Annotated in this window: 24 protein-coding genes and 5 pseudogenes; 9 read left to right on the top strand and 20 right to left on the bottom strand. The window is 62.5% G+C overall.

What is annotated here, in order from left to right; all coding sequences use genetic code 11:
• Positions 1 to 222 precede the first annotated feature (222 nt).
• A complete protein-coding gene (locus ACP7AU_RS16040) occupies positions 223 to 669 on the top strand; it encodes a hypothetical protein (protein WP_426052043.1) in 447 nt (148 codons plus the stop codon).
• A gap of 382 nt (positions 670 to 1,051) precedes the next feature.
• Here ACP7AU_RS16040 and ACP7AU_RS16035 read toward each other — a convergent pair whose 3' ends face one another.
• The 5 genes from ACP7AU_RS16035 to ACP7AU_RS16015 all read right to left on the bottom strand — a co-directional run bounded on the left by ACP7AU_RS16035 (position 1,052) and on the right by ACP7AU_RS16015 (position 3,076).
• The gene (locus tag ACP7AU_RS16035; RefSeq protein WP_426052042.1) at positions 1,052 to 1,465 is read right to left on the bottom strand and encodes a MarR family winged helix-turn-helix transcriptional regulator; all 414 of its coding nucleotides are present in this window, start codon (positions 1,463 to 1,465) and stop codon (positions 1,052 to 1,054) included.
• Between the two features lie 91 nt (positions 1,466 to 1,556).
• Positions 1,557 to 1,736 (bottom strand): hypothetical protein, encoded by a 180-nt coding sequence (locus ACP7AU_RS16030; RefSeq protein ID WP_426052041.1) that lies wholly within the window; start codon positions 1,734 to 1,736, stop codon positions 1,557 to 1,559.
• Entirely contained in the window at positions 1,733 to 2,038 is a 306-nt protein-coding gene (locus ACP7AU_RS16025; protein WP_426052040.1) for a hypothetical protein, read from the bottom strand. The genes ACP7AU_RS16030 and ACP7AU_RS16025 overlap by 4 nt, the downstream gene beginning before the upstream one ends.
• A gap of 280 nt (positions 2,039 to 2,318) precedes the next feature.
• The gene (locus tag ACP7AU_RS16020; protein WP_426052039.1) at positions 2,319 to 2,867 is read right to left on the bottom strand and encodes a DUF488 family protein; all 549 of its coding nucleotides are present in this window, start codon (positions 2,865 to 2,867) and stop codon (positions 2,319 to 2,321) included.
• Complete coding sequence (locus ACP7AU_RS16015; RefSeq protein ID WP_426052038.1) at positions 2,867 to 3,076, bottom strand: DUF2945 domain-containing protein; 210 nt, start codon at positions 3,074 to 3,076, stop codon at positions 2,867 to 2,869. Before ACP7AU_RS16015 ends, ACP7AU_RS16020 begins: the two co-directional genes overlap by 1 nt.
• 193 nt (positions 3,077 to 3,269) lie before the next feature.
• On the opposite strand from ACP7AU_RS16015, the gene ACP7AU_RS16010 reads away from it, so the two are divergent.
• Positions 3,270 to 3,581 (top strand): hypothetical protein, encoded by a 312-nt coding sequence (locus tag ACP7AU_RS16010; RefSeq protein WP_426052037.1) that lies wholly within the window; start codon positions 3,270 to 3,272, stop codon positions 3,579 to 3,581.
• A gap of 388 nt (positions 3,582 to 3,969) precedes the next feature.
• Here the strand turns inward: ACP7AU_RS16010 and ACP7AU_RS16005 are convergent, their stop codons facing one another.
• Entirely contained in the window at positions 3,970 to 4,194 is a 225-nt protein-coding gene (locus ACP7AU_RS16005) for a hypothetical protein (RefSeq protein ID WP_426052036.1), read from the bottom strand.
• 100 nt (positions 4,195 to 4,294) lie between these two features.
• The gene (locus ACP7AU_RS16000) at positions 4,295 to 4,507 is read right to left on the bottom strand and encodes a hypothetical protein (protein WP_426052035.1); all 213 of its coding nucleotides are present in this window, start codon (positions 4,505 to 4,507) and stop codon (positions 4,295 to 4,297) included.
• 286 nt (positions 4,508 to 4,793) lie between these two features.
• Here ACP7AU_RS16000 and ACP7AU_RS15995 point away from each other — a divergent pair, with 286 nt between their 5' ends.
• A complete protein-coding gene (locus tag ACP7AU_RS15995; protein WP_426052034.1) occupies positions 4,794 to 5,045 on the top strand; it encodes a hypothetical protein in 252 nt (83 codons plus the stop codon).
• Positions 5,046 to 5,137: 92 nt separating this feature from the next.
• Here ACP7AU_RS15995 and ACP7AU_RS15990 read toward each other — a convergent pair whose 3' ends face one another.
• The 3 genes from ACP7AU_RS15990 to folE all read right to left on the bottom strand — a co-directional run bounded on the left by ACP7AU_RS15990 (position 5,138) and on the right by folE (position 6,911).
• Positions 5,138 to 5,389, bottom strand: coding sequence for a DUF4142 domain-containing protein (locus ACP7AU_RS15990; protein WP_426052033.1), 252 nt, complete (start codon positions 5,387 to 5,389; stop codon positions 5,138 to 5,140).
• 102 nt (positions 5,390 to 5,491) lie between these two features.
• Complete coding sequence (locus ACP7AU_RS15985) at positions 5,492 to 6,217, bottom strand: RNA polymerase sigma factor (RefSeq protein WP_426052032.1); 726 nt, start codon at positions 6,215 to 6,217, stop codon at positions 5,492 to 5,494.
• Between the two features lie 61 nt (positions 6,218 to 6,278).
• Positions 6,279 to 6,911 (bottom strand): GTP cyclohydrolase I FolE, encoded by a 633-nt coding sequence (folE, locus tag ACP7AU_RS15980; protein ID WP_426052031.1) that lies wholly within the window; start codon positions 6,909 to 6,911, stop codon positions 6,279 to 6,281.
• Positions 6,912 to 7,053: 142 nt separating this feature from the next.
• On the opposite strand from folE, the gene ACP7AU_RS15975 reads away from it, so the two are divergent.
• Positions 7,054 to 8,589: an FAD-dependent oxidoreductase gene (locus ACP7AU_RS15975; protein WP_426052030.1), complete on the top strand. Its 1,536-nt coding sequence runs from the start codon at positions 7,054 to 7,056 to the stop codon at positions 8,587 to 8,589.
• Between the two features lie 20 nt (positions 8,590 to 8,609).
• On the opposite strand, the pseudogene ACP7AU_RS15970 reads toward ACP7AU_RS15975, so the two are convergent.
• The 5 genes and pseudogenes from ACP7AU_RS15970 to ACP7AU_RS15950 form a co-directional block, all read right to left on the bottom strand.
• Positions 8,610 to 8,876, bottom strand: a pseudogene (locus tag ACP7AU_RS15970) (transposase); the annotation flags it as partial.
• A 581-nt stretch (positions 8,877 to 9,457) separates the two neighbouring features.
• Positions 9,458 to 10,318, bottom strand: a complete 861-nt coding sequence (locus ACP7AU_RS15965; protein WP_426052029.1) for a trypsin-like serine protease — start codon at positions 10,316 to 10,318, stop codon at positions 9,458 to 9,460.
• A gap of 165 nt (positions 10,319 to 10,483) precedes the next feature.
• Complete coding sequence (locus tag ACP7AU_RS15960; protein WP_426052028.1) at positions 10,484 to 11,242, bottom strand: IS5 family transposase; 759 nt, start codon at positions 11,240 to 11,242, stop codon at positions 10,484 to 10,486.
• 105 nt (positions 11,243 to 11,347) lie between these two features.
• Positions 11,348 to 12,055, bottom strand: a complete 708-nt coding sequence (locus ACP7AU_RS15955) for an IS6 family transposase (protein ID WP_426052027.1) — start codon at positions 12,053 to 12,055, stop codon at positions 11,348 to 11,350.
• 42 nt (positions 12,056 to 12,097) lie between these two features.
• Positions 12,098 to 12,520, bottom strand: a pseudogene (locus tag ACP7AU_RS15950) (transposase); the annotation flags it as partial.
• 165 nt (positions 12,521 to 12,685) lie between these two features.
• On the opposite strand from ACP7AU_RS15950, the pseudogene ACP7AU_RS15945 reads away from it, so the two are divergent.
• A pseudogene (locus ACP7AU_RS15945) lies at positions 12,686 to 13,021 on the top strand (transposase); the annotation flags it as partial.
• Positions 13,022 to 13,082: 61 nt separating this feature from the next.
• On the opposite strand, the pseudogene ACP7AU_RS15940 reads toward ACP7AU_RS15945, so the two are convergent.
• Both ACP7AU_RS15940 and ACP7AU_RS15935 read right to left on the bottom strand, forming a co-directional pair.
• Positions 13,083 to 13,492: pseudogene (locus tag ACP7AU_RS15940) on the bottom strand (IS3 family transposase); the annotation flags it as partial.
• 295 nt (positions 13,493 to 13,787) lie between these two features.
• Positions 13,788 to 14,780 (bottom strand): alpha/beta hydrolase, encoded by a 993-nt coding sequence (locus tag ACP7AU_RS15935; RefSeq protein ID WP_426052026.1) that lies wholly within the window; start codon positions 14,778 to 14,780, stop codon positions 13,788 to 13,790.
• A 93-nt stretch (positions 14,781 to 14,873) separates the two neighbouring features.
• Between ACP7AU_RS15935 and ACP7AU_RS15930 the strand changes: the two genes are divergently transcribed.
• Entirely contained in the window at positions 14,874 to 15,671 is a 798-nt protein-coding gene (locus ACP7AU_RS15930; RefSeq protein ID WP_425989177.1) for an SDR family NAD(P)-dependent oxidoreductase, read from the top strand.
• Positions 15,672 to 16,158: 487 nt separating this feature from the next.
• On the opposite strand, the gene ACP7AU_RS15925 is transcribed toward ACP7AU_RS15930, so the two are convergent.
• On the bottom strand, positions 16,159 to 17,052 hold the full coding sequence (locus ACP7AU_RS15925; RefSeq protein WP_426038244.1) for an SDR family oxidoreductase: 894 nt from the start codon (positions 17,050 to 17,052) through the stop codon (positions 16,159 to 16,161).
• Positions 17,053 to 17,225: 173 nt separating this feature from the next.
• Between ACP7AU_RS15925 and ACP7AU_RS15920 the strand changes: the two genes are divergently transcribed.
• Together ACP7AU_RS15920 and ACP7AU_RS15915 are read left to right on the top strand one after the other, a co-directional pair.
• On the top strand, positions 17,226 to 19,316 hold the full coding sequence (locus ACP7AU_RS15920; RefSeq protein WP_426052025.1) for a glycogen debranching N-terminal domain-containing protein: 2,091 nt from the start codon (positions 17,226 to 17,228) through the stop codon (positions 19,314 to 19,316).
• Complete coding sequence (locus ACP7AU_RS15915) at positions 19,313 to 19,612, top strand: SDR family NAD(P)-dependent oxidoreductase (RefSeq protein ID WP_426052045.1); 300 nt, start codon at positions 19,313 to 19,315, stop codon at positions 19,610 to 19,612. The genes ACP7AU_RS15920 and ACP7AU_RS15915 overlap by 4 nt, the downstream gene beginning before the upstream one ends.
• A 338-nt stretch (positions 19,613 to 19,950) precedes the next feature.
• Here the strand turns inward: ACP7AU_RS15915 and ACP7AU_RS15910 are convergent, their stop codons facing one another.
• Entirely contained in the window at positions 19,951 to 21,090 is a 1,140-nt protein-coding gene (locus ACP7AU_RS15910; protein WP_426052024.1) for a glutathione-independent formaldehyde dehydrogenase, read from the bottom strand.
• A 402-nt stretch (positions 21,091 to 21,492) separates the two neighbouring features.
• Between ACP7AU_RS15910 and ACP7AU_RS15905 the strand changes: the two genes are divergently transcribed.
• Entirely contained in the window at positions 21,493 to 21,951 is a 459-nt protein-coding gene (locus tag ACP7AU_RS15905) for a MucR family transcriptional regulator (RefSeq protein WP_426052044.1), read from the top strand.
• On the opposite strand, the pseudogene ACP7AU_RS15900 reads toward ACP7AU_RS15905, so the two are convergent.
• Positions 21,948 to 22,426: pseudogene (locus ACP7AU_RS15900) on the bottom strand (IS5 family transposase); the annotation flags it as partial. The gene ACP7AU_RS15905 and the pseudogene ACP7AU_RS15900 sit on opposite strands and share 4 nt — an antisense overlap.

Raw genomic sequence — 22,426 nt, 5'->3', positions numbered from 1 at the left:
ACGCCGACTGGTTCCGGGCCGCCCTGATCCAGCGGGGCATCACCCCGTGCATCCCTTCAAAGGCCAACCGAAAGGTCCAGATCGATCACGACCGAACCCTCTATCGCCAGCGCCACAGGTGTTGATCGGCGTTGAAGGCGGGACCCCACCCGATATGAAACAACATATTGAATGAGCTTGATATTTCGGGGCGAGACGGGGTCCCGACAGACGCCTGTCAGCATGCGCGCCAACGTATTGTTATATAGCGAATTCAACCACCTAGGCTGCCATCTCGATGGGGTCCGATTTCGACGCCGATCCACAGTCAGCCAACCGGGCTGGCTGGCCCAGCGCATTTTGCGCAGCTTGCTTGACGATGTCGTCATCGTGGGTGAGGCCGAGCTGCGGGAGACGCTGGTCAGGCTGGCGCTGGAGGAACAAGTGATCGTTGAAGGCACCGGGGCGCTGGCCGCCGGTCGGCGCGTGGCCGGCAAGCGCAAATGCGCTGTGGTTTCCGGCGGCAACATCGACGCCGCCGTGCTGGCGAAACTTCTGGCCGACGTTCACCTTCGCGCGACGCGCCGACCGCGCAGATCGGATCATGACCAAAGGTGGTCCAGTCGACGGCAATCGGGGAACAGCTCAGAGCGCACCGAAACCTTGACGCCGGAATATCCTTGGCCTTGATCGGTGGGGCGCGGCTCGGCTGGTCCAGAGCATGGCGCTGTCGATCTCGGAGATGGTCGGTTCACAGTGTCAGGCGTCGCGTTCCTCAACTGGCGGTCTGTCAGACGCTGGTGCACCACTATTTCAAATGGGAGCCCGCGATGGAGGACCGGCACAATTATCGTGAGAAGCGAAGTCGGCCGACCGCGTCCCCCTGTGCATCTTCGCCCCACCGAAAAGATGCGTAGAATACGATTTGTCCTTTCCTGGGCGTGGATATTGCCCCCGGCTGTCGTCTTGTTACTGATCTTTCTTTTCGTGAATTAGAGACCGGGTGCAGTGTTTCAGGACGCGTCGCAGAAGCGATGCTCATGGTTCTCGCGTCTACTCGCCGATGATTCGTTCAAAGATCCACGAGATTCTCGAACCGTTCAAGCACGTCGCCAATCGAAGGCGATATCACCTTCAGCTCATGCAAATTTCGCTCAGATAGCTGCGCGAGCAGGCTTTCACCCTTTGACGTCAGCCGCACATGGACGACGCGTCTGTCGCTAGGCGCTATTTCTCGAATGATCATGTCATTGGCCCCCAGGCGATCTACCAGTTCCGCCGCGCTGTGCGGCTTTAACAACAACCCTTTGGCCAGCTCGCCGACGGTGATTACGCCGGAGTAACTCTGAGCTTTGATCTCCAGAAGGGCCTGATGCTGTTGAGACGTGAGCCCGGCGGCCCTGGCTCCCCTTTCGGCGAACGCCAGATACCGTCGAACCGCAAGCCGGAAGCGCGCCAGATCCTCGAAGTCGGCTTGCGTCAGCATGCGAGCTCACGATCGGCTAACGAGGCGGTTCGCAAGCCGCCGAGTGATCCCGCCAATCCGCATCTCCGCATTCGGTCTCCGAAAAGGCCCATCAAAGCTTGCGGTTTCGGTCCACGACAGACCAACCGATCAACGCCAGTCCCGCAGGAATCGCCACGAACGCCGCGTAGACGGCTATCGGCTTCGACGAGAGGTTTCCGAAAACCATCATGAAGATGCCCAGGAACAGCACTAGCATTCCAATGACGGCGGATATCAAAACAGCCTTCATGTCCGATCTCCCTCGCCGGCCTGCTCCATCGATCCGGAAACGTGACAGGGAAAATAGGTTCTGGTTCCCACGACGGCATGGCGACGATCCTCGACGCTCACATGAACGCCCTGACCGGATCGGGCGAACCTCGCCGCCATCGTGCGAGCTGCGGTCTCTGCGGCGCCGCCTGAAGGATAGGCGAGTGTCTCAAAAATGCTGCGAGTGTCGAGAAGCCAGCATCCGTCCTCGAAACGAACGGACATCCGAAGATCGTTGCCCGGCGCGAGCAACCCGGCCTGAGCATCTTCCGAACCGAGCATCGTCAAATCTCCTGGAGGCCAAAATATATCGTGTTGCGACATAAATCACAAAAACGGCTGATTGTGAAGCCTTGTACCTTGGCGCTGTCGACGACCCTGGAATCCGTTCGCCCAAAATGCGCAGGGTGCGGCAGCTTCGGAACGCCGAAATCCATGCGGACTTGCGTCAGTGCGCACAGTTCTGTTCACGAGACACCTCGCGGCCTCGATCAAGAATGCATGGCCTAGGCTTTCCCTCCGGTCGGTCGTCGACATCACGATCGCCCGATCAGCCCGGCGTCTAGACGCCTTCGAACTCCGGCGCCGGATAGATTACCTTCGACGGATGCAATCGTCGCGCGCCGGGCGTGGGCTTCGCGCCGTCGGTCTTTTCGATACCCATCAGGTGTTCGACCTCATGCCCCTCAAACAGCAGATAGTCGGTGATGATGCGGCGGTGGCAGCGCCACCATACGGCTTCGGAACACATCAACGCCACCCGACGCTCACGGCCGAGTTGGGCCAGTTCATCGAACACGCCGCCGAAAGCGTCGCTTAGCGCGTAGTCGGCGTAGTTGTGAAAGCTTTGGACCCGCCACATGGCATTGAGGCTTGGGTCCACCTCAGGCTGTCGGGGCCGTCGGCCGCCGAGGGCCGGACAATGCCGATAACCGATCTGAAGGGGAGCCAGATCAGCGGGAAGTCGATCGATATTGAAGGTCGGGTTGGTGCGTGATCTGGGGAACGACCGGACATCGACCAGAAGATCGATCCGCGCGCCGCGCAACATCTCGAGAAACTCGTCGAGGCCGCGATTGGAATGGCCGATGGTCGTGAAACCCGTCGCCATCAGCCGATCTTCGTCAGTGCGTCGTCCTTGTGAGCCGCGATGTGGTCGGTCTTGTCGCTCTTGATCTCGTATTGGGGCGCTTCCCCGGACGCGCGCCGGCGATGCCCTTTGTAGTCAAAATCACTCTGGTGAACCTTGACGATGCGGCCGCTCACCCGACCCGCTTCGGAATTCCAGCTGACATGGTCGCCCTCGGCGTATTTCGCCATCGTGATCTCCTTCTTCAAACCAATGGCGGGCGCTGCGGATTCGTTCCCGCGCCCGACGTGTCACTGGACCCATCAGAGACGTTCGAAGATCGGACTATTCAGGTCTCGCACGACGCCTTGCCGACTTGAAGCCGGCGATCCGGCCGAAGCCGTTGGACCGATCGAGGGCGCGTGTTCACGATCACACGAGAGCATGGTTTTCTCCGCTACCGCGCAGTGCCGGCTGAGGCAGCCGGGCGAGTGGCATCCCAACGGCCGCACCACGGCGACCATAGGCCCGGCCACCAGCCAGGTGGTCGCGACCTCGGATGCCCACGCCCTGCCGACCGGCATCCGGGCCTACAACGCCTTCTATCCGCTGCACGCCAGTTCGGTCGGCGGCTGGCTCTACGACTGGATGACGGCGCTCAGCGGCCTGGCCATGGCCGGGCTGGGCGGGGTCGGCGCCTGGGCCTTCCTGACGAAGCCGCAGAGCCGGTCGCGGTGGTCCGCATCGACCCACTGACGAGCGCGCGGCTCATGCCGATGCCGCCTCGCCGCTCGCAGGCCCTCCCGCACCGACCGCCCCCGGACGGCCGCGCACATCTAAAACGTCAAGGAACGGCGGGCCTCCCAAGGCGTTCCGCGTGCGGTTTGCGAGCAACCGCGAGCCGTTTCTGCTGGGCCCCGCCGTGAGACGTCGCGGCGGGGCTTTCCGTCAGACGCCGAACGCAGGACGAGTGAGGGGCCAGCGAAGCCGCATCGTCGGCGGGCCTGTCAGTACGATCTCGTCGCGCTCGGCCAGGAGCCGAAAGTTCAAACCGGTCGCCGCCCAAATCCCCAGGCGCCCCCGCGCTCTGAGGCGCGCCGACCCGTTAGTCGACCAGGATCTGTCGACAGGGAGGCGCGGAGCGTTATTCGCCGGTGACGAGGACGATCTTGTCCGGAGATATTCCAGGCCGAACGCTAATGCCTCGATAGCTGACCTCGACATCGGAGGAGCCGGGATAGTCGGGTGCCGGCGTCAGCCCAACCTCGCGGCAAAACTGGTCCCACTGATCGAATCCGACCGTGACGCATTGCAGGTCGTCGTCGTGGTAGGCGTCCATCGCATGATCAACCTCGTCCCTGATCGTCATCCGGACTCTCCCCAAAGACCTCGAACCTGCTGACCGACAACGTCGGCGGGAAGAGAACGCTCCCCTCAGATTGCCACGGCAATCATTGCACGCCACTGAGCTAGATTGGCCAGACCCTGCGCATCTTGCTTCCCCGGTCAGGGGACACCACGCCGCTGGGACGGCCTTTCGCCCGCGCGCGTTGGGCGAGCCGGATGGCCGCCTCTTCAGCATCCACCTGGTAGTCGAAATTTCCTCGCGTCACACCGGCGGACATGACGGTCCAGCGGTCCCCGTTCCTGAACACGAACAGTTCGACGATCTCGCCCGTCATCAGCGGCTCCTCGACACGCACCGCTAATGCGGTCGGCGCAGATCATCTGGAGCATAGTCCAGAGTTTCGCCCAAACCAGCCTGGAGGCTGGCGGCCAGAGTCAGCCCTGGACAAACTCAGACTGCGAGAAGCGGCTGGCCAGGTTAGTAGCCGCCAGTTCCAGTGCCTGGAGCCCCTCTGGATAACCACCGAAAGTCTTTCGAAACGCGCTTCAACCCTTGATCCACTACCGGCTGGAAGGCGCAATGCTGTTATTAAGACCTAATCTCATAAACAGGATTCCGCCATGCCGGCGACGCTTCGCTTCTTCCTCGTCCTCGCCCTTCTGCTAGGAACCGCCAGTCCCCAACGCGCTCGGGCCCAGGAGCCGACGCCCGGGGCGGAAACCGCCTGGCGGCTATTGGACTATATCGCCGTGGACTACCCCAGCGCCATCTCCGGGGGTCGAGTGATCAGCGCGGCGGAACACGCCGAGATGCGCGAGTTCTCTGCCTCGGCGCGCACCAGGATCGCCGCTCTACCGGCCAAGCCGACGTAGCCCCGTTTCCTCGTCTCGTCGTCCGCCCTCGTTTCCGCGGTCGAGGCGCGAGCGGCGCCGGAGACGGTCTCCCGACAGGCACGAAGCCTCGCCTACGGCCTTCTCGCCGCTGCACTGATCGGGTTGGCCTTCGGGGTGAAGTGTAACCGGGTGATTAACGCCACGGCTTGGTCGTTCACCGCCGCATGGTCCCGCGCCACAAGCTCGGCGAAAGCACGCACCTCTGGATTGGTCGACTTTTCCAGCGCCTGGCGGGCCGCCTCGATGTTAATCTGCCCTGCGGTGTAGGCGATGTGGGCGATCTGGGCGTCAGTAGGGCGGGCGTCCTGGGCTACCGCGTTCATTATTGGGACCAGCACAAGCACGCCGGCGAGAATGAGGGTTCGATACATCGCGAGACTCTTGGGGAGCGTCGACCGGAGATACGGTCGCCTGTCCGTTGGATGTCAGGCGGCCGGAGAGGTTCCCAACGTTTCGATCAGTTGTCCCGCGGCCTCCAATCGCGCCAGCACCGTCTCGGTGACGCGCTGGCAGCGGGCACCCATAAAGGGAAAAGCCTCGACCATGGTGGAGGCCAGTCGTGCATCCAAGGCCTGACGCATCAGCCGCCGGGCCCGGTGCAACCGGGTTTTCACCGTCTGCGCCTTGATGCCCAAGTTGGCCGCGGTCTCGTCAATGCTGCACTCTTGGATGTCACGCATGATCAAGACCATCCGAAATATCTCCGGCAGGTCGTCCACGGCTTGCTCGATTAGATTGCGGATCTGGGTCCGCGCGGCGTCGGCCTCAGGGCTGGTGGTTCCAAAGGCGTGGGGAAAGGGGATCACCTGGGTTCCGTCCATCTGCGCTGCCTCGATCTGATCCAATCCGACCATTGATCGCCGTTTGCGCAGCCGCCCGCGCGCTTCGTTCAGCACGATCCGAGTCAGCCAGGTCATCACCCCTGCGTCACCGCGAAAGCCTTCGATCGCGGCGAAGGCTCGCAAGTAGGCCTCTTGCAGCACGTCCTCGGCCTCCACATCGTCACGGACCACGCCGCGCGCGACCCGGAACAGACGTTGATTGCCGCGCTGCATGATGGCCCGAAAAGCCTCGCCGTCGCCCCTCTGAGTCAGACGCACCAGTTCGGCTTCGTCCAACCTCTCGTGATCAACCCGTCTCAGCGTCCGCATGGCGTGCTCCCGGCTTTACCTATCGGTTGGATGCGCCGCCCGATGCAAGGTTCCCGACCGGTTACCCCGCCAGCCCCGCCAGCACCTCGCGCCGCGCTTCACCGGCCTCGAACACGCCGGTAAAGCGCCGCGTTACCAGCGACGATCCATGCTTGCGCACCCCGCGCGAGGACATGCATTCATGCGTCGCCTCAATGATGACCGCCACCCCGCGCGGCTGTAGCGTAAGTTCCAGCGCGTCGGCGATTTCGGCCGTCAGCCGCTCCTGGATCTGCAGCCGCCGCGCATAAACATCGACCAGACCGGCCAACTTGGAAATGCCTACCACCCGATCGCGCGGCAGATAGGCGACGTGGGCCACGCCCCGGATCGCGGCCATATGATGTTCGCACACCGACTCCATCGGAATGTCGCGCAGCAGCACCATTTCGTCATATCCCGCCACCTCGCCGAAGGTCCGGTTCAGGATTTCCGCCGGATCCTCGCGGTAACCGGCGAACCATTCCTCATAGGCACGAACCACCCGACCGGGCGTGGCGTGCAGCCCCTCGCGGCGCGGGTCATCGCCGGCCCAGCCAATCAAGGTCCGCACCGCCGCCTCGGCCTCGGCCCGACTGGGCCGTCGGTGTGACAGACAGACTGGTTCGGCGGCGTGCTCCTGAGCCTCGGCGGCGGTCGGACTGAGTGCGAGCATCGGGCGGTCCTCATGTTGTGCGTCGGTGCTTGGATGCGGCGTCCGCCGCCGTGGTTCCCCGGCTTGTGGTCGGGAACATTCAAGCGTTTTAATCATCTAAGGTGCAAGCCGTGCGATCGGCCGACAACCGGAGAACCACGCCATGGGCGCGATAAACGCCAAACCGTCGAGCCCCGATTTCTCGCACGGCCTTCTCCTTGCCGAAGTCCCCTCGAGCGGTGTCCTGTCCGGGCGCGTCGGCACCGAGCCGGTGCTGCTGATGCGCCGCGCCGACGGCCTGTTCGCGGTCTCGGGCGCCTGCACCCACTATGGCGGCCCTCTGGGCGAAGGACTGGTGGTTGGAGACACTGTCCGTTGTCCGTGGCACCACGCCTGTTTCGATCTGCGCAGCGGCGAAGCCCTCGCCGCTCCCGCCTTCAACGCTCTGGACCGCTGGGCCGTGGAAACCGAAGGCGATCGCGTCTTCGTCCATCGACGCACGGCCGCGACGCCGGCTCGGACCACCGACGTCTCGGCCCATCCCGCCCGCATCGTGATTGTCGGCGGCGGCGCGGCCGGGTTTGCCGCCGCCGAAATGCTGCGCCGACGCGGCTACGCCGGAAGTCTAACAATGGTAAGCGCTGACGAAGCGCCGCCCTGCGACCGACCCAACCTGTCCAAGGACTATCTGGCCGGGACTGCGCCGGAGGAGTGGATCCCGCTGAAGCCGTTTAACTTCTACGCCGAACGCGCCATCGACCTGAGGCTGGGCCTGGAGGTCGAGCGGCTCGATCTGGAGGCAGGCGAAGCACTGACCGCAACAGGGGAGCGCTTTGGCTACGACGCCTTGCTGCTAGCCACCGGGGCCGAGCCGATCCGGCTCATGGGCCCGGGGTTCGACGGGCCCCGGGTGCATGTACTGCGCACCCTGGCAGACGCGCGGAGCCTAATCGCGGCTCTCGACGGCGTTCGCGCTGTGGCCGTGGTCGGCGCCAGTTTCATCGGTCTGGAAGTCGCGGCCAGCCTGCGCGAACGCGGGTTGACGGTGGCGGTGATCGGGCCCGAAGCGGTGCCACTGGAAAAGATCATGGGCCCCGACATTGGCGGCTTCATCAAGGCGTTGCACGAGGCGAAGGGCGTTCGCTTCTATCTCGGTCAGACCGCCGAATCCTTTGACGGCGAGATGGTACTGCTAGCCGACGGTCGCCATGTCCCGGCCGATCTGGTCGTGCTGGGCGTCGGTGTCCGGCCGCGTGTGCAACTGGCGATCAAAGCAAACCTGATGGTAGACCGGGGCATAATCGTCGATGCATCTCTACGGACCAGCGCACCCGGTATCTGGGCCGCCGGCGACGTCGCGCGGTATCCGGACCCCGTCTCGGGCGATCCAATCCGAACCGAACACTGGGTGGCCGCAGAGCGTCAAGGCCAGATCGCGGCCGCGAGTATGCTCGGCGAATTCGCCGAACACGCCGACCCGCCCTTTTTCTGGAGCCAACATTACGAGCAGTCGATCCGCTATGTCGGCCATGCCGAAACCTGGGATACGATCCAATTCGACGGCTCCTTTGCAGATGCTGATCTCGCTGTCAGGTTCGGACGCTCAGGCCGTCTCGCCGCCGCCGCTACGCTAGGTCGCGATGTAGAATGCTTAGAAATCGCTGAAGAGCTGATCCGCGACTCGACAAAAGGTGTCTGATGGACTGGGGTTGCTTGGTCCTAGGCGGTGTGGACAAAGTGTCTGATCCACAGTCGGATGGATGCGACGACGACCAAGCCGAGGAAGCTGTCGGCGGTCTTGGCGTATCGGGTAGCCAGTCGTCGGCTGTGTTTGAGCTTTGAGAAGCATCGCTCGACGAGGTTTCGCAGGCTGTAGATATGGCCGTCGATGACCGGCCGGACGTTGAGGTTCCGCTTGGCCGGGATGACGGCGGCAACGCCCCGGGCCTTCAGGTCGGCCAGGATGAAGTCGGCGTCAGAGCCCCTTTTAGACGCCGATTGACACCCGTGACCATCTAACTGACGGTTGGCTCCAAGCGAACGGCGGTCATGTTGCTGGTCGACGACGAAGGTGAGCCGTTCGCCTTGGGCGCCATCCGAACCCCCGACGGCCTTACCGTCTGCGGCAGCATTAATGCAGGCAGGAACTGCCTCCAGATTCAGCATCACCGCCGGAGCTAGGCAAGTTGGCGCAGGGCCGGCGCAGCCGTTGTCAGGTTAAGTTTAGCGGGCTTCGCTTGAACCGAATTCTACGCCTGACGCGGCGAAAAAAAGCGCATAATTTCAGCGAACGGTCACCGCAAAGTTCGACAGTCTAGGTCGCCCAAATGGAGTTAAACTCAGCCGATAGCACCAATTAAGGCCTTGAACCTGACAACACCGTGTAGGGCGCTTCTCGACTTGGCGCGGTTATCCTGACAACACCATCGGGCGACCCGTTGGGATGGCGGAAACGAGCCGGTCGATCTGGCCCCTGCCCACTACGCTGGACGGGCCGAATCCCCGGGGTACCCGGCACCGTCCAACAGCGCCAAATCAGTCAATATGGCGAAGCTTGACGGGTAGCGTCACCCGTCGCAAGGGTTGGGGCTGACAGAGCCGTTGGCGGCCATGACGCCGGCGATCCATTCGGCATAGTGGGAAATACGAACCTGATAATTGATCTGTCCGTAGTGCCCCGGCTGAAAATCAGAAATGTCCCCGTCCACAAATTGCCATGCGGTGAGGCCGGCCAAGGTCCATTCACCATCAACTTCAATCAGCACCGGGCCGCCGCTGTCTCCGCTCCCTGACGTGCCCTCCAGATCGTGGCCCTTTCCGCCCTGATCAAAGCTGTAAGCGAGCCATTTTCCATCGGCGCTGGCGATGTAGTTGTACGCACGACGCAAGCTGCCACGACGGGGGGAGTTTGCATCCTGACCCTCCAGGCCAGTCCCAGTGGCGCCCTTGCCGTACATCTTAAATAGCTTCCCTTGTTCGTCAGTTTTACTGTACATCTTTACAGGGGTAACATCGTGCACTGGCTCCGATAGCTTGATCAGCGCGATATCGTTAGAAGAGGCCATGATGGCCATGAAGGGCGCTGCATCTCCCGTTGGAGGTACGGTTGGCAAGCTCCTGTAGCCTGAGTGAGCGATGACCCTGTCAACCGCGCGGACTTCGTCGTTTATCGTTACCTGTGTCACGTCACGCCACATTGTGTTGTGAGCAGCGGTCACGATCCACTGACTGGATATCAGCACGCCATGCCCCTCTTGGGGCAGGTCCACCAGCGCCGGGAAATCGTTGTCAGGCACGATGTATTCGGTGGCCGGAACATCATGCCGGATCACGACAGCGTTCGCGATACTGGAGACAACTAAAACCGTCGGGACAATGCAGAAAAGCTGAAGCGCTTTACGCACGCTTTTCTTGGTTCTCGCGTTCATACTGATAACTTCTCCGTTGGGCGAGCGAATGGGTAACGAGGTAATTCCAGTCTAGAGCCACAAATCAGGGGTTGGTATGGTGCTGTGAATTTAATGCGAACTTGTCTCCACTATGGGCGTGACGTAACCCCCTGAAACTCCTTCAGGAATAGCTAGGCTCAGGACTCATAGCCAGAAGAGCACGGTCGCCGCGAGGGCGATGGCGGACAGGAAGACGGTCGGGCATCGATCGTAGCGGGTGGCGACGCGCCGCCAGTCTTTGAGCCTGCCGAACATGATCTCTATGCGGTTTCGGCTTTTGTAGCGGCGCTTGTCGTAACGGATAGGCTCGGTCCGGGATTTCCGACCGGGGATGCAGGGCGTGATGCCCTTGGCCTGCAAGGCCTCCCTGAACCAGTCCGCGTCATACCCGCGGTCGCCCAGCAGCCATTGCGCCCTGGGCAGGCTGTCCAGTAGGGCGCCTGCACCGGTGTAGTCGCTGACCTGGCCCGCCGTCACGAACAGGCTGATCGGGCGTCCGTTCGCATCAGTCACGGCATGAAGCTTGGTGTTCATGCCGCCCTTGGTGGGTCCAATCAGCCGCCCAAGACCCCCTTTTTTTACCCCCAGGCTCGAAGCCGTGCGGTGCGCTTTGAGATAGGTCGCGTCGATCATGACGGTGCGCCGTTCGGCCTGGGCGCCAAACAGCCGCTGCATCATCCTGATGAAGACGCCGGCCTCGCTCCATCGCTTCCAGCGATTGTACAACGTCTTGTGTGGGCCATAGACCGGCGGCGCGTCACGCCAGCGCAGCCCGTTGCGATTCACGAAGATGATCCCGCTCAGTACCCGACGATCATCCACCCTCGGCCTGCCGTGGCTCTTCGGAAAGTGCGGCCTGAGCCGCTCCATCTGCTCGTCCGTCAGCCAATAAAGGTCGCTCATATCCAAACTCCTCGCAGAGCCTGAATCAGATCGAGCGCATCACATCAATGGGTCCTGAGCCTAGCTTGTCTCCAAGTGACGCATTCTGGGCAGATGACGCGATGCCTATGTGGCGAGCGTCTGCCACTCGGCCAGGGCGGCTGAGCGTTGGGCTTTGTATGTCTCTCTGCTGATGAGGTGGCGATCCTGATTGAAGTGGTTGTGGAAGGCGGCGTGGACTGAGCTAAACTTCTGCAGCGTCTTCATCTGCCGGAACCTCAGCATGGCCCGTTCTCGTCGTCGGAATGGCAGATGGGAGTTCTCAACCCTGTTGTTGGCCCAGCGGCCGATCTCCTGTTTGGCGGCGTTGCCGAGGGCCTTCATGGCGGCCTTGTAGGATCGCAAACCGTCCGTCGTGATGGCCTTCACCCGGCCGTGCCGCTTCATGATCTTCTTCATGAACGTTAGCGCCGCGGCCTTGTCCCTGGTCTTGCTGGCAAAGGATTCCAGCACCTCGCCCTCCTGGTCCACGGCCCGCCAGAGGTAATGCATCTCGCCGTTGATCTTCACGTAGACCTCGTCGAGATGCCACCTCCAGTGGGTGAACGCGCGCATCTTCTGAACCCGCTTCCTGCGGATTTCCGCAGCGAACATCGGACCGAACCGGTTCCACCACAGCCGCACCGTCTCATAACAGATGTCGATGCCGCGCTCGGCCAGCAGGTCCTCCACGTTCCGCAGCGACAGCGGGTACTTCACGTACATCATCACCACCGTCCGGATCACCTCCGGCGAGCTGTCAAAATACCGGAACGGATTGGTGCTCTCGGCCATCCCAAAAGGCTAGCCGCCCTCCCCTTACCGCCGGCCTAAGTTTGGGCTGACAGAGCCGACCTCGACGCCATTATCGACCTTGAGGCGGACATGCTGCGCCATCTCGGCACCCTGATCCCAAGTGAGCGACCGACGCAGTTCCTGGGGCAAGCTGGTGATGGTGCGTGCGATCGCGTCGCGCACCGCCTCGGCACCGTGTCCCGCAAGCGCCGGCCTGTTCTTGATGCTTGGCCCGGCACCATGACCCTCCATGCGCGGGAGGTGCAGCAGCATCGTGAAGCGTGTCGTGCGCTCGACCAGCGTGCCGATCGCCGAGCTGCCGACACCCACGATCAGGTCGCCTTCCCAGGGCCCCGGCACCGCTCGGTCATTGGCTTCGGCCGGCCGCTGGGAGATCATGATGTCGGGCGAGACGAAGCTCTTGCCTCTGAGGCCGACACGCGCGCGTGGCGTTCGCAAGGCTCGCTGCTCATCCCGGTCGCGATCAACGTCCAGAACAGCTGCCGCTCGCTCCGCATGGCCACCGATGGTCGACCGGGTGACCGCAATGGCGGCCGTCCGCATCGATCCGACCACCGCTTCCGAATGCCCATCGCAACCTCCTCTGTCGAAGTGTTGCGACGACCAGTTGAGTCCGCCCAGTTTACCTCGCCTCGCTTCGTCGCCGTTCTCAAGGACGCCGGCGTACGGGTCTCGATGGACGGCCGTGGCCGGTGGATCGACAACGTCTTCATCGAGCGGCTCTGGCGCAGCCTGAAATACGAGTGCGTCTACATCAACGTCTTCGAGACCGGATCGGAGCTGCGGGCCGGGCTGACCAAATGGATCGGCTACTACAACACCACCCGACCTCGCTCGGCTCTTGCCGGGGCAACCCCCGACGAGGCCTATGGGCAAATCCAGGCGCCGCCCTATCCGGGGCTCGCCCCGGATAGGGCTACAACTGAGTACAAACTGGCGGCATGATCTGAATCTGAACCGACCTTAGCCAAGCCGCCAACCTGTGTGGAGAACCGGCGCCACCTCACAGGTCGATCACGGCCGCAACGTACAGCCAACCTTCGGCTGTCCAGATGTAGGTGAAGTCGGCCACGTCGGCGCGCGGTTGGGCGCGTCGGCGGTGAACTGGCGATTGAGCACATTGCCGGCGATCACCGACCGTTCGCCGTTATCGCTGGGCAGCCCGCGCCGCCGCGGCCGCGCCTTCAGCGCCTGCTGGCGCATCAACCGTTCGACGCGGAGCAAACCGCACGACAGGCCCTCGGCCAGAAGATCGTGCCAGACCCGGCGGGCACCGTAAGTGCGATAGCTGCTGATGAATCTGGCCCGCACCCTCGCCCCAAGGGCCTCATCACCCCGCGCCCGCGCGCTCGGCGCGCGCGACAGCCAGGCATGAAAGCCGCTACGCGAGACTCTGAGCGCCTTGCATATCTTCGCCGGCTTCTGGTCGTCGGCGCCACCGCCGTCTTGCGGATGGCGCGCCAGCGCGGTCGGGAGGGCTGGGTCGACAATCTGCTCGAACGCAAGAAGCCAAAGGGCCCGGATCGCCTTACGCACCACCTTGCGCGACAGTCGAAGGTCCCGCGATATCGCCTTGATCGCCTTCCCGAACGCAAACTCGCGCCGGATCCTCAACACCGTCTCCAACACCAACATCCCGAACCCGTTGCCTGACATCCGCCAAGCCGGCACCGTTAGACATCAGGAATGAGGGGTCCCTATTCGACGCCGATCACCCCGCTAACGGGGTCCCTTTTCCACGCCGATCCACACCCCCGACATCAAACAGCCAATGGCTGATCCTTTCGAATAGGGTGTCGGCCTCCTTCACCCGTCCCCGCATCTGCAGGACCGCGTGGAGTGCGCCCTCTAAACACTCCTCGTGCAACCTTGCGCCAGCAGCTAAGAGTTGGCTCCCGTAGGCCTGGCCCTCGTCCCGCAAAGGATCGGCAAAACAGGTCACCAAAAGAATAGGTTCCCCAATCGACGGTGCTAGCTGCAGCAAAGGCGAGGCTTCAGGGTTTAGCCGATCCGCACTTCTGTTGAGGTAGACGTCGATTTGGCGTTCCAGATCGTCTTGCTCGATGATCCGTCCATTCTCTGTCTGGCGAGAGTGATAAGGGGCGTCCTGGCGGAGGTCGACATTCGGAAATAGCAGGATTTGGCCTGCCAAGGGGATCTGGGCGTCCCGGGCCCTTACCGCGAGCGCGGTTGCCAGGGTCCCGCCGATGCTGTCGCCTGAAACGACCAAGCGATCGGCGTCGAGAGCCCATTCTCTTCCATGCTTCACAAGCCAACGCAGAGCGACCTCACTGTCGTCCAACTGCGCCGGGAACGGGGCCTCAGGAGCCAAACGGTAGTCGGGGGCTGCAACCGCCCACCCGGTCGTCTTCGCTAAGGCCCTTAGCGCTGCGTCATGCGCGTCGAGAGAACCTGCAATTCCGCCGCCGCCGCGGATGTGAAGGAGCACCGGCAAATAACCGGGCGACGGGCGGTAGATCCGGATGGGAAGAGGCCCATTTGGACTGTCCGCAAAGACATGGCGAACCTCATGCAGGCGTTCCGCAACGCCACTGAAGCGCGCGAGTGCTGCCGTTTGACTGCGAAAACTGGCGAGCCAAACTTCGTCCGAGGCTGACGCGTCCGCGGCCGGCTTCCAACCAGCCAAGTCATCAAGGACACCCTGTGCCGATGGGGAAATGAGGGATGGGGTCTTGCTCGCCATGGATGACCAAGTCAGGCGAGCGTTCGCGGTTCCCAGGAACTCCGGGCGCTCCGGCGGTTTCTCTTGCCTCTCCCCGAAATATTGAGGCCTGCTATGAAGCTGAACATCCAGGGCAAGATTGCCCTCGTCACCGGTGCGGACAGCGGGATCGGAAAAGAGACCGCACGACTTCTTCTCGAAGAAGGTGTGCGGGTGGCGATCAGTGACAAGCCGCATGGCGACCTGGCGCAAACGCTGAAAGAACTGAGCGCGCTTGGTGAGATCATCGCCGTTGAGGCGGATGTGATCAAGATCGACGACGTGAAAGCGCTCCACGTGCAGGTCCGCGAGCGGCTAGGTGCCCCGGACATTCTGGTCAACGCTGCTGGCGTAACCGGAGCGACGGGCGACTTTCTTCAGGTGGACGATGAAGGCTGGCTCGACACGCTAAACATCAATCTGATGGGAGCCGTGCGCAACGCCCGCGAAGCCATTCCCGCGATGCGCGAGAAGAAATGGGGTCGTATCGTGCTCATTGGGTCCGAGGACGGCGTCCAGCCTTATGTAGACGAGCTAGCCTACTGTGCGTCGAAAGCCGCCATCATCAACTTCGCCAAGGGTCTGTCCAAGGCTTACGGCTGCGACAACGTTTTGGTGAACACCGTCTCCCCCGCCTTCATCGCCACACCCATGACCGACAAGATGATGCAGAAGCGCGCGGACGAAAAGGATATGACTTTCGAAGAGGCCGTCGACACCTTCCTTGAGGAGGAGCGTCCCGGAATGGTTTTGAAGCGACGCGGTAAACCCGAAGAGGTCGCCGCGATGATTGTCTTCCTCTGCTCAGAGCGGGCCAGTTTCATAAACGGCGCAAACATGCGCGTCGATTCCGGGTCGGTGATGACCACCTGACCGACGGACGTCATGCGCTGTTATGTGCTTTCGGTCCGATGCCGGATGTCCATCAGACTGTGCCCACGGAGGGGCATCGACGCTTTGCGTCGCGCGCATACACGCGCTGTCGGTGCCCCAACGCGAGTGTGTTGTCCTTACTCATTGGTCTCCGCTAGACCCGCCTCAGGAGCGGCGGCAGCCCCGGGTGTCACAGGAGCTAACTCGGCGGCCTGAGATTTCGGCGGACCGGCGTCTACGATACCCCCGTTTTCGATCTCATTGATCGAAACGATCCCTTCGTCATCCTCCGCCAAGGCGATGGCTGCGTCTCCGGCTTGGACGTCCGTGGGCGACTGCACTCTAACTTCGCGGGTGACGCCCTCGGAGGATTCAAGGGTCACGGAATAGGTTTTCAAGCTCATATGATTTGAACCGGCCCAACGCCGCGAGGTTCCGCACCTGCGGCATGTCGCTCGGACAAGGCGACCGTCATCTCTGGCGGTCGTCAAGCGATCCCAGCGCCCCCCGTCACGCCGTAAATCTCTCCGGTCGTGAAACTGGCTTCTTGTGAGGCTAACAAGACGTAGACCGGGGCGATCTCGACTGGCTGGCCGGGCCGACCGAAGGCACTCTGCTCGCCGAACGTCATGACCTTCTCCGGCGGCTGGCCGCCGCTCGCCTGGAGCGCCGTCCAGAACGGACCCGGAGCCACGACATTGGCACGCACACCTTTTTCAATCAGCTGTTTGGCAAGCGCCTTGGTGTAGGCGACGATCCCGGCCTTGGTGGTCGCGTAATCCAGAAGGTTGGCCGACGGATCATAGGCCTGCACCGAGGCGGTCGTGATCACCGCCGACCCCGGTTTCAAATGCGGCACGGCGGCCTGGGTGATCCAGTGCATGGCGTAGAGGTTGGTCTTCATCGTGACGTCGAAATCCTTCGAAGTCACCTCGGCGATCGAGTCACGCGCCTGCTGGTGGCCAGCGTTGATGACCAAAATGTCGAGACCGCCCAAGCCCGCGACCGCAGCGGCGACGAGTTGCTTGCACCAGTTTTCGTCGGTGATGTCGCCGGGAAGCGCGACCGCCGTGCGGCCTTCAGCCTCAATCAACGCGATGACATCCTGCGCATCGGTCATTTCGCCCGGCAGATAGGCTATGGCGACGTCGGCACCCTCTCGGGCATAGGCGATCGCGGCCGCACGGCCGATGCCTGAATCTCCACCTGTGACCAGCGCCTTGCGGCCGGCCAGCCTGCCTGACCCCTTGTAGCTGGTCTCGCCGTGATCGGGCTGGGGATCCATTTTTGCGGCCAGGCCAGGGACCGGTTGCGGCTGCTTTGGGAACGGCGGCTTGGCGTATTGTTCGCGCGGGTCCTGCATCGTCAGGCGGTCGGTCATCGAAAATCCTGTGGCTGATACAAATCGCACACGGCGGGCGATTGATTGTCCGCCTCAACGCGTCGTGCGGGCCGACGTTTCCACCGGCCGGATTTTCTTTGAAGTGAAGCGAGGAGTGGTTTTGTGCGTTGTTGGTTTCCGCCAGCTTGGCTTGCGCGAAACCGGAGCCAGACTTGAGCGACGCCCCCTTCATGACGGAAGTCACCCAGCCCATTCTGATTAAGGATGGCGCCTTGTTTCTTGCGACCTGTCCCAACGGCGGAATACCGAGTGGTAGCGATGCCGGCGTCGGCCTGTTTCACCGCGATACCCGTTTCCTAAGCCGGTACGAGCTGACCTTGGGCGGACGGGAGCCTCTGGTGCTGATGTCGAGCGCGGCGCGGGGCTCCGAGGCGGCCCACGACCTGACCAACGACCGGATCGTCCAGACGGACGGTAAGTTGATGGAGCCTCAGTGCTTCGCCCTTCGACTAGACCGAAGGGTCGCGGGCGAAAGCCTATGCCTCGCCGATCGGATCACGATCCGCAATTTCGCTTTGGAGCCGATCCGGTTCGAACTGGCGCTGACAATCGACGCCCTGTTCGAGGACATCTTTGAGCTTCGAGGCGCAGAGGCGAAGGCCAGAGGCCCGTTGCGCGCCGTCGAGACGCAGGACAACGGACTGACCTTTCGCTATCTCGGGGCCGACGAGGTCGAGCGGTGCCTCACGGTCGTCCTCGATCGCGCCGCCCAAATCGCGGCGCGAGGCAGCGCCCGCCAAATCGCTTTCGATTTGGAGATCGGCCAGCAGCAGACGGAAGCGCTCGAGATCCGCTTCTTCGTCGTAGAGGTCGACGCGCCTGCGCGAGCAAAGCCGCCGATTCCAGCCGTCTATGACGGCGTTTCAGTCACCAGCAACAACGTCCTCTTCGAACGGCTGCTCGACAGGTCGTTTAAGGATTTGAGGATGCTGCTGACCGAGCTGGAGGAGCCGTTCATCGCCGGCGGCCTGCCTTGGTTCGTCGCGCCTTTCGGGCGGGACAGCCTCATCGCGGCTTTGCAGAGCCTGCCGTTTGATCCCCGACCGGCCGAAGGTGTGCTGCGCCTGTTCGCTCGCCACCAGGGTAAAAAGATCGTGGCTGAGACCGGCGAAGAACCTGGAAAAATGCCGCACGAGCTCCGCGTCGGAGCCATGGCCAATCTGGGAGAAGTCCCGCACCGACCGAGCTACCTGTCGATCGACGCGACGCCCCTGTTCCTGATCCTGGTCGGACGCCATGCGCAGTGGTCGGGATCAGACGACCTGTTCGACGAACTCCGGACCAGCATCGATGCGGCGCTCGCCTGGATGGCGGCTCGCAGCGCCGCCGACGAGAACGGCTATCTGACCTATGATCGTCAGAACGAAGACGGCGTGATCCATCAGGGATGGAAGGATTCGATGACCGGCGTGCCGCGCGCTGACGGCAGTCCTTCGCAAGGGCCGGTCGCGCTCAGCGAAGTCCAGGGTTACGTCTGGCAGGCGCAACGCCTGATGGCCGATGCGTTTCGGCGGGCAGGCGAAGACGGTGCCGCCGCCGACCTGGAGACCTCAGCCGCCGCTCTGCGCGAATGGTTCAACCGGGATTTCTGGATGGAGGCCGAGGGGTGTTTCGCTCTCGGTCTCGAGGCCGGCGGGCGTCAACTGGCCGTCGTAGGCTCCAACGCGGGTCAGGTGCTGTGGTCAGGCATCGCCGACGACGACAAGGCCAGGCGTACGGCCGAGCGAATGATGCGTCCTGACATGAATGGGGGCTGGGGCATTCGTACCCTGTCGGCGGAGGCTGCGGCCTACAACCCGCTGAACTATCATCTGGGCAGCGTCTGGCCCTTCGATAACGCACTGATTGCGGCGGGCATGAAGAGACACGGCCTGACTGAAAACGCGATCTCCGTTTTCGACACAATGATCGATGTGTCGGAGCATTTCGCCATGGGACGTCTGCCCGAGTTCTTCATCGGATTCGATCGCGAGCCCGGCCTGTTTCCGGCAAGGTGTCCATTCGCCGAGCCGTTGCAAGCCTGGTCGGCAGGCGCGGCGCCCTACCTCCTGACCGAACTGCTTGGCCTGCGCGTCGGTCCGTCGGGACCAATGATGGAAAGCCCCATTCTTCCGACTGGCGTCGATCGGCTCGAGATCCGCGGCTTGACCGTCGGCGATCGCAGGTTCGTATGTAGGGTGACGCGCGACGCAGGGGGCATCGTCTCCGGAACCGTCACCTCCGCCGATCGGGATTGCGCATGAGCCAAAAACCTCTCGCCGGTCAGCGGGCCGTGGTCACCGGTGCCAGCTCGGGGATCGGCAAGGCCATCGCCCTGGCCTTCGCCGAAGCGGGGGCCGCTGTCGTGGTCAATCACCACAGCGACGCGGACGCAGGCAAGGCCGTGACGGCAGAGATTCTCGAAAAGGAGGGCCGCGCGGTCTCGGTCAAGGCAGACGTCTCGAAGCCAAAAGACGTGCAGCGTCTTTTCGATGCGGCGGACGCCCATTTCGGCGGGGTGGATAACCGCGGGCACCAAGTGATGGAATCGATCCACTAGGTTGCCTCTCAATGGAGTCCGATTTCGACGCTGATCCACAGTACGTTGACAGGCACCAAGCGCCCCCGCAGTAGAGCCCACGAAAGTTAGCCTGACGGCTCCCTTCGCCGAGTGCGTTGTAGCGATAGGTTAAGCCCACCGCCAAAAGCAGACCTTGGCAAAGCTCCTGAACGCGAAAGTCGAGCGGCCGGCGGCGAAGCAACACGCGACCGATCCCAAGCTGCCTTGGCGATCGCGCCATACAACTTACTCGATGCCGCGAAGACGTCCCGACCGCGATAGACGTTCGCCGCCAGGTTGGACTTCGATCGCTTGATTTCGACGACGGCCTGCCTGACTCAGCCGTTGGGCTTCAGCACCACCTTGGTCCAGCCGTCGTCGCGGGCGTTGAAATGCTTGTAGGCGTCCGGGGCTTCATCAAGAGTAAGTGTATGAGAGATGATCTTGGACGGCGTCGCTTTGCCGGCATGGATCAGACTTGCGAGGCGACGGTTGTAGGCTTTCACATTGGCCTGCCCCGTGCCGATCTTCTGGCCCTTGAACCAAAACGTTCCGAAGTCGAAGGCCATCTTGCCCTCCTTGGCCAAGTCGTCCTTGGCGCCGGGATCCTCGGGGATGAAGACGCCAACCACGCCGATGCCGCCAGTGGCCTTGGTCGAGGCGACGAGGCAGTTCATCGTGTAGTTGCTGCGTTCCTTGCCGTGGCGGTCGCAGCACTGATAGCCAACGCATTCGCAGCCCCGGTCGGTGCCCAGACCCTCGGTAGCGTCCAGGATGGCCTCGACCGGATCGACGTCCTTCATGTTGATCGGAATGCCGCCCAACTCCTCGGCCAACCTCAGGCGATCCGGCTGGTTGTCAACCACGAACACTTCGGTCGCACCCTTGATGATCGCTGAATGCAGAGCCATCAGGCCGACGGGACCGGCACCGTAGATGGCGATAGTTTCGCCCGGCAGCAGACCGGCCAGTTCGGTGGCGTGCCAGCCGGTGGGGAAGATGTCGGATAGCATGACATAGTCGCCCTCCTTTTCCTTGGCATCCTCGGGCAACACTAGGCAGTTGTAGTCGGCATACGGCACGCGCAGCATCTCGGCCTGGCCGCCCTGGAACGGACCCATGCCAGCAAAACCATAAGCCGCGCCCGCAGTACCGGGATTGCAAGTCAAGCAGAAGCCGGACAGCCCACGCTCGCAGTTGGCGCAGAAGCCGCAGCCGACGTTGAAGGGCATGCAGACACGGTCGCCCTTCTTGATCCGATCGACGGCAGAGCCGACCTCGATCACTTCGCCCATGTTCTCGTGACCGAACACTTTGCCGGGTTCGAAATTGGTGCGGCCCTCGTACATGTGCAAATCCGAACCGCAGATGTTGGTCGACGTTAGGCGGATGACGACGTCGGTGGCCTTCTCGATCCTGGAGTCCGGGACTTCCTCGACGCTGACGTCGCAGGGGCCGTTGTAGACGACGGCTTTCATAGGCGTTTCTCCTTGTCCTGACCGGGATCGGCACCGGGACAAGCGGACCGCAACCACTATCGTTCCGGTGATGTCAGGTTAATCGTGTCGGCGCCGTCAGGATAACTTCACCAAGTCGAGAAGACCCCTAACCTGCCGCTAGTCAGGCAAAGGCCACCGCCCATGCGCTATCGGCTTCGGCGCGTAAGGGCCGAAGGGTGGGTCTGCTGATCAGATGACGTTGGATGTTGAAGGTGCCCGCGTCCGTGCTCGTCGGCTTCCTCATCCTCACCTACGCTGAGAGCAAGATGCCAAAACAGCCGCCCGCTCCGATCCCGGCCGTACCCGTTCAGCAAATCCAATCACCCGAGTAGTCTTCCTTCTGATGATCTTCTCCGTATGGTGCGCCATCACCGTGGAGAGATGACTTTGACCGACGACAAGACCGTCCTGCTTGATATGACCGTGGGCATCGTGGCCAACTATGTTTCGAATAACAGGGTCAGCCCGGATGAACTGGCTGGCCTGATCTCGTCCGTTCACAACGCGTTGGGAAGCGTCGGCGAGCCGGTTGAGGAAATCTCCGAGACGCCGGAGCGGTTGACCCCCTCTGCGATCAGGAAGCTCATCACCCCGAATGGCATTAGGTCGCTTATCGATGGTCGCGTGTTTAAGTCCATGAAGCGACACTTGACGCTCAACGGCTGGACGCCGCGATTGTATCGCGAGCACTTCGGTCTCCCAAAAGACTTTCCGATGGTTCATCCGGAATATTCGCGGGCGCGCTCGGCAATGGCCAAATCGATGGGGCTGGGCTCGGGTGGCCGTCAAATGAAGAAGGCAGTGAAGCCCGTCCGTAAGCCGCCCGCCGCGAAGGCCTAGGCGGTGTGGACAAAGTGTCTGATCCACAGTCGGATTGATGCGACGAGGACGAAGTTGAGGAAGCTATCGGCGGTCTTGTCGTATCGGGTGGCCAGTCGTCGGCTTTGTTTGAGCTTTGAGAAGCATCGCTCGACGAGGTTTCGCAGGCTGTAGATGTGGCCGTCGATGACGGGCTGGATCTTGCGGTTTCGCTTGGCCGGGATGACGGCGGCGACGCCTCGAGCCGCCAGGTCGGCGAGGATGAAGTCGGCGTCGTATCCCTTGTCGGCGAGCAGGACGCGAGGCGCAGGCCCGGGCTCGTCCATGACCGGCGCATAGCCTTTCACATCAGAGACCTGGCCGCCGCTCAGCGTGACCGCGACAGGCAGGCCCAGAGCGTTGCTGCGGAGATGGATCTTGGTCGAGAAGCCACCGCGAGAGCGGCCAAGACCTTGGTCCTGATCCCCTTTTTTAGCGCGCCGGCGGCGTGCTGATG

It is taken from the genome of Brevundimonas sp. SL161, assembly GCF_049896985.1.
GTDB lineage: Bacteria > Pseudomonadota > Alphaproteobacteria > Caulobacterales > Caulobacteraceae > Brevundimonas.
The sequence above is the reverse complement of the archived record's forward strand: the minus strand, read 5'-3'. Positions and strand labels throughout refer to the sequence as shown.